General features: G+C 67.8%; 2 protein-coding genes and 1 CRISPR repeat array. Of the genes, one reads left to right on the top strand and one right to left on the bottom strand.

Annotated features, from left to right (window positions below; translation table 11 throughout):
- Window positions 1-1,112 precede the first annotated feature (1,112 nt).
- Complete coding sequence (locus AC1UKG_RS20855) at window positions 1,113-4,643, top strand: nSTAND1 domain-containing NTPase (protein WP_482641711.1); 3,531 nt, start codon at window positions 1,113-1,115, stop codon at window positions 4,641-4,643.
- Here the strand turns inward: AC1UKG_RS20855 and AC1UKG_RS20860 are convergent, their stop codons facing one another.
- Entirely contained in the window at window positions 4,644-4,910 is a 267-nt protein-coding gene (locus AC1UKG_RS20860) for a hypothetical protein (protein ID WP_018732471.1), read from the bottom strand.
- A 210-nt stretch (window positions 4,911-5,120) separates the two neighbouring features.
- Window positions 5,121-6,125: direct repeats of the CRISPR family, unit length 29 nt; unit sequence CGGAGCACCCCCACGTGCGTGGGGAGGAC.
- The last annotated feature ends 56 nt before the right edge of the window (window positions 6,126-6,181 follow it).

Consider the following 6,181-nt stretch of genomic DNA (forward strand, 5'->3'; position numbering starts at 1 on the left):
GTGGTGCCAACTGTGGCTGTCTGCGTGCCCCACAGGGGTACCACTGTGGCGTGTGTCATCGAGGCGGCGAGGTCTCCGTACATGTCAGCTCACATATTGCTTCCTTTGGTTTTTGTCCAGTTGGGGAAAGGTTGGGATTGAATTCCCATGCCGGCCAGGTGGCGAGCATTGATGGCACGACTGATTGTGGATTCCGCCATTCGCTACCTAACCCCTTGTGGCTTGAGTCACATTCTGCGGCGGCATGGTGTGTGCTGATCTCGCGTCGAGTGCGGTACGGGCAATGGTGCTTGCGATGAATCAATATTACAGCGAACCCGCTCTGGTTTCTAATCGCTGCTAGATGCTGACGGAGTGCTTTCAAGTAGACATAACATTGCAGAAACAGCAGCTTAACAAAGCTTCACTCTCTGTGACCTTGTGGAAGGTTAACGGAGATAGAGGATGGTGGCCTGACACGAACGGTAACTATTTGAAATCGGGTGACCTGTGTCACCGTGGCGTCGCGGTCACTCGTGTGGGTCCGGGTAACCAGGCCTCTTCGCAGGAAATATGATTTGCGTTTCCGGATTACCGCAGCACCGGTAACTGATCGCGGGGTGCCGCAGTCCTTTCCTCCCTTCATCCATAAGCGAAATTGGTCGATGGATTTGCCCCGACCAGCTCGGCGGACGTTCCGGGGACAGCGCCCCGGGTGCCACACCGCCACCAGCGCCGCACGTGCCGGGCCTTGCAGACTGGCTTGACAGCGGCTGGCGTTCCGATGACCTGTCCCGCTGATGGCGGCGTCGAGGTAGCGGTCTCGGCCAGGTCGCTGTGCCGTCCGCCGGGCTGCCCTCCCCGGCGTTCGTGGTGCGCCGCGGAAGTCGCGTCGTCGCGGCGGCTCGCTACCGACGTTGCCCAGGGCAGGTGGCGCGTATGTGCGTACGAACCTTGCCGAGTCAACGTGGGCACGGGCTGGCGCGTTCCGCCGTCTAGCCAGGGGTGCTGCACTACGGGGCTCTGCGGTGCAAGCGCGAGGTGGTGTGGCGGGGCGGTGATCTCGAGCTGTCACGGTCGGCTGTTGCTCAACTACGGTGGATGCGGCGGGGTAGGTGGTGTGGGGAGGCGGGATGCGGCAAGGCCGGCGTCCGTCGCTGACATTGCAGCTGTCTTTGCTGGTGGCGGCGATTCTGTTGGAGGTGGTGGCGAACTTCGCGGCGAACGCGGCTGCGAGTTCCCGTTTCGCCGCCGCGGTGCAGACCTTCTCTGGGCCGGTGTTGATCGTGTTGTTGGTGGTGGTGATCGCTGGTGACGCGGTGGTGTTGTGGTGGGAGAGTCCTCGTGGTGCTCGGCCGGTGTGGGGCGGTGATCGGTGTCCGTTCCCGGGTTTGGGGGCGTTCACAGAGCAGGATGCCGCGGTGTTTTTCGGCCGGGAGCAGTTGACCAGGGATCTGGTGCGGCGTCTGCATGTGCTTACCGGACAGCCGGCGGCCCGTTTTGTGTGTGTGACGGGAGCTTCGGGTAGCGGTAAGTCGTCGCTGGTGCACGCGGGTGTGGCACCGCGATTGCGGGGGCATCGGTGGCATGTGTTGCCGTCGGTTGTTCCGGCGGGGGAGCCGTTGGGGCGGTTGGCGGCGGTGACGGCGCGGCTGACCGGTGGGCAGCGGCAGGCTGTGCTGCGTGCGATGTGGGCTGGTCAGGATGGTGTGGCGCACAGTATCGCGGCATGGCGGGCGAAAACGGGAAACCGGTTTTCTCGGGTGCTGCTGATTGTTGATCAGCTTGAGGAACTGGTCACGTTGTCCAGCCCGGCTGAGCGGAAGCTGTTCGTCGACCAGATCGCCTCCGCGCTCGCGGCGGACCGTCGGTTGTGGGTGTTGGCCACGCTGCGGGTCGAGTTTCTGGCAGACCTACTTGCGAGTGAGCATGCGGAGTTGTTCGCCGGGCCGGTGGCTGTCGGGGCGATGCGTCCCGCTGATCTGGTGGAGGTGATGGAGCAGCCTGCCCGGTTGGCGGGGGTGAGTTTCGAGGCGGGGTTGGTCGCCGAGATCGTGGAGGAGACCGGGACGCCGGATGCGTTGCCGCTGTTGGCGTACCTGTTGCAGGAGTTGTACCTGACCATTGGTCCGGGGCGTGTGGTGACCCGGCAGATGTATCAGGCATCGGGTGGGGTTGCGGGGGCGCTGGCCCGGCAGGCGGACACTGTCCTCGCTGAACTGCGCATTCAACACGACCCGGAGGTGATCCTGTCGACGCTGCTGCGGCTGGTGTCGATGGATGGGGCGGAGCCCACCCGGCGTCGCGTCCCGGCGGCTGAGCTGTCGGCGCAGCAGCGTCAGATCGTGGAGGTCTTTACCCAGGCCCGGCTGCTGACCTCCGACGTCAACGACGGTCGGCCGGTGGTGCAGGTGGCGCATGAGGCGTTGTTCCGTCAGTGGGCGCCACTGCGCCAGCAGGTCGAGACGAGGGCCGTGCATCTGAGACGGCGCGCTGAACTGGAACGCTGGGCGGGCGACTGGCAACGCTCCGGGCGCAGCCCCGACTATCTGCTCACCGGGGATCGGCTGGCGCTGGCGGGGCAGTGGCTGGAGGCGATGCGTTCGGCCGGACAGGACACACCAGCCGCCCGTGGTCTGGTCGAGGCGTCTCGGCGGCGGGACACGGCGTTCCTGCGGAGGGTGTCGGAGTCAGTCGGCCACTACGCGTTGACCAACGTTGACCGGTTCCCGGAACTGGCCGTGCTCCTGACCACCGCGGCGTTGACCGAGTGCCCCACCACCCCGGTCGCCCGACGGGCGTTGATGTCCGCGTTGGCGTCCAGCCACATCGAGGCCGTGCTGACCGGGCACACAGACGTCGTACGAGGGGTTGCCTGGGCGCCCGACGGGCGCAGCATCGCGACTGCCTCCCGCGACGGCACCGCCCGGCTGTGGGATGCCGACACCGCGATGGTGACCCACGTGCTGCATGGCCACACCGGCATGGTCGAGGCCATCGCCTTCTCCCCGGACTCCACCATGGCTGCCACCGCGTCGCGGGACACCACCATCCGGGTCTGGGACACGGCCACCGGCACCCCGATCACGGTACTAACCTGCGGCGGCCAGGCCCGCAGCGTGGCCTGGTCCCCAGACGGCACCGCCCTGGCCGGGACCAGCCGCGACCACCTCACCCACCTGTGGGCCACCGCCACCTGGACGAAGCAGACCACCCTGACCGGCCACGCGGGCGATGTGTGGGGCGTCGACTGGGCACCGGACTCGTCCCGCCTGGCCACCGCCTCCCACGACCGCACAGTCATCGTCTGGGACGCGACCACCGGCCAACCCGCCGTCACGCTGCGCGGCCACCTCGACCTCGTCGAAGCCGTCGCCTTCTCACCCGACGGCCACTGGATCGCCACCGGATCGACCGACCGCACCGTGCGCATCTGGGACGCCCACAGCGGCAGCCAACACCGATGCATCGGCGGACACCGCGACGCGATCTGGTCGCTCACCTGGGCCGCCGATGGTGAACGGCTCACCCTCGCCGCCGGCGACGGCACCATCCGAGTATGGGACGTGACCCGGCTGCGCGAAGTCGCCGAGCTACGCGGGCACGAACACACCGCCTGGAGCGTCGCGGTCAGCCCGGATGGCACCCGGATCCTCAGCGGCTCTGCCGACCACACCGCAAGGCTCTGGACCCTGCACCCCCGAGGCGCCGAACAGGTCCAACTCACCGGTCACCACGCGGCCATCACCGCCCTCACCGCCACCAACGATGGCATCGTGACCGGATCCGCCGACGCCAGCATGCGCCGCTGGCACACCGACCACCGCCCACACACCACTCCCCAGGCGCTGCCGGCGGCTGTGGTCGCCCTCGCCGGCACGCCGACCGACTCCACGCTCGCCGTCGCCGTGCAGGACGGATCGACACACCTTCTCGACAGCTGCGGCTCCCACCTGCTACTCGCCGGCACGGTGGAGTGTGAATCCCTGGCCTTCTCCCCGGACGGTAGCCGCCTCGCCGCCGGCGCCAAGGACAACACCATCCACATCTTCGACGTGCGCACCCGTACCCTGGCCGGCATCCTGACCGGACACGCCGACTGGATCGGCGCCCTCGCCTGGTCACCCAGTGGCCGGTATCTCGCCTCCGGCTCCGACGACCGCACCGTCCGTATCTGGGACATGCGCCACCCCAGCACCAGCACCGTGCTCGCCGGGCACCAAAACTACGTCGACGGGGTGGCCTGGGCGCCAGACGAACACCACCTCGCCAGTTGCTCCGCCGACTGGACCATCCGGGTCTGGAACCTGGCCGACCACGCCCCGGTGCGCGAGCTCACCGGACACGACCGGCGAGTACGCGCCGTCGCCTACTCACCCGACGGCCGATACCTGGCCTCCGGCTCCGACGACCGCACCGTACGCCGCTGGAACACCCACGCCGACTACGAAAGCGACGTCATCGGAGTCCACCGCGACGCCGTCACCTGCCTGGCCTGGCTACCCGACGGCAACCACGTCGTCACCGGCTCAACCGACGCCACCACCCGAATCTGGGCTACCGAAGTCGACCTCGACGCGCTCCTGCACGCGGCACGCCACCGAGTCGTCCGGACCCTCACTCCCGACGAACGCGCCGCCCACCGCCTACCGGCAGCAGAGTAGCTACAAGACCTGCTCCACCTCACGGACCTGCTCACCCACCAGGAACTCCGCGGGATTCACCCCCAACCGCTCCCGCTGCGGCGACGCCCAATAGTCCGCGTTAGCCTCCGCGAACGACCGACCTCCCTCGTAGGAAAGCACCCAAATATGGGCGTTCGCGTCCCGGTCCACCCACGAACCGTGCACCTCAAAACCGAACTCCCGCCGCAACGGAACAATCAACCTCCGCCACGCATCAACCCACTCATCCAACCGACCCACCCGCACCAGATACGTACGAACCTGAACCGTCCTCACCGCGCCCACACCCCTCCCAGCACGACAACATGCCAACCACAACGCCGCTTACTGTATGGCCACAACTTTCAGAAACGGCCAGGCCGACGCCGGTGTAACCGGCGCGGACGGCGTCGAGGACGGAGCGCCCCACGTGCGTGGGGAAGACCTCCACTACGTCCACTCCGTTCCGTCACCCGTCGGAGCACCCCCACGTGCGTGGGGAGGACGGTGACGACAACGGCCTGACGCGCGGCCATGTCGGAGCACCCCCACGTGCGTGGGGAGGACCGCATCCGCGGGTCGAAGCCGTAAACGAACGGCGGAGCACCCCCACGTGCGTGGGGAGGACTCGGTCGCCTTCGGCACCCCGATCTTGAATTCCGGAGCACCCCCACGTGCGTGGGGAGGACGGTGCCGGTGCGGATCGCCATGGTTTTAAGCCCGGAGCACCCCCACGTGCGTGGGGAGGACCGCCTCGCCGTCCTCTCCCCAGAAGGCGGAATCGGAGCACCCCCACGTGCGTGGGGAGGACCGGGCAGCCTCCAACGCCTCACCCAGATACTGCGGAGCACCCCCACGTGCGTGGGGAGGACAGATCCGGCTCGTTTCGCGTGACCGGGAACCACGGAGCACCCCCACGTGCGTGGGGAGGACCCACCCAAGGACGATTCCCACCGCACCGTCGACGGAGCACCCCCACGTGCGTGGGGAGGACTTGGCGTCGCGCATGCGCTGCTGGTAGGCCGGTGGAGCACCCCCACGTGCGTGGGGAGGACGTGGCCCGGCTCACCGCCCACTCTCTGGCTGACGGAGCACCCCCACGTGCGTGGGGAGGACGTTCGCGAGCAAGTTAGTGTGCGTACCCCATGCGGAGCACCCCCACGTGCGTGGGGAGGACGAACGCGGCGCGGATTTCCTCGGGACCAGTGGCGGAGCACCCCCACGTGCGTGGGGAGGACTCGTACTCAGCCGCCCGGTCACCGCCGGCCGCCGGAGCACCCCCACGTGCGTGGGGAGGACGCACCGCAGCCGTCGAGCAATACCGACGCTGGCGGAGCACCCCCACGTGCGTGGGGAGGACTGGGCGATGTCGGAGGGCAGCGGCACATGCAGCGGAGCACCCCCACGTGCGTGGGGAGGACAAGACCTATGCCACACGGGCACTCGCCGAAAGCGGAGCACCCCCACGTGCGTGGGGAGGACTACGCCTTGGACGCCACCCGCACAATCGTTAACGGAGCACCCCCACGTGCGTGGGG

This window comes from Salinispora sp. CH2A1_6 (genome assembly GCF_056820975.1).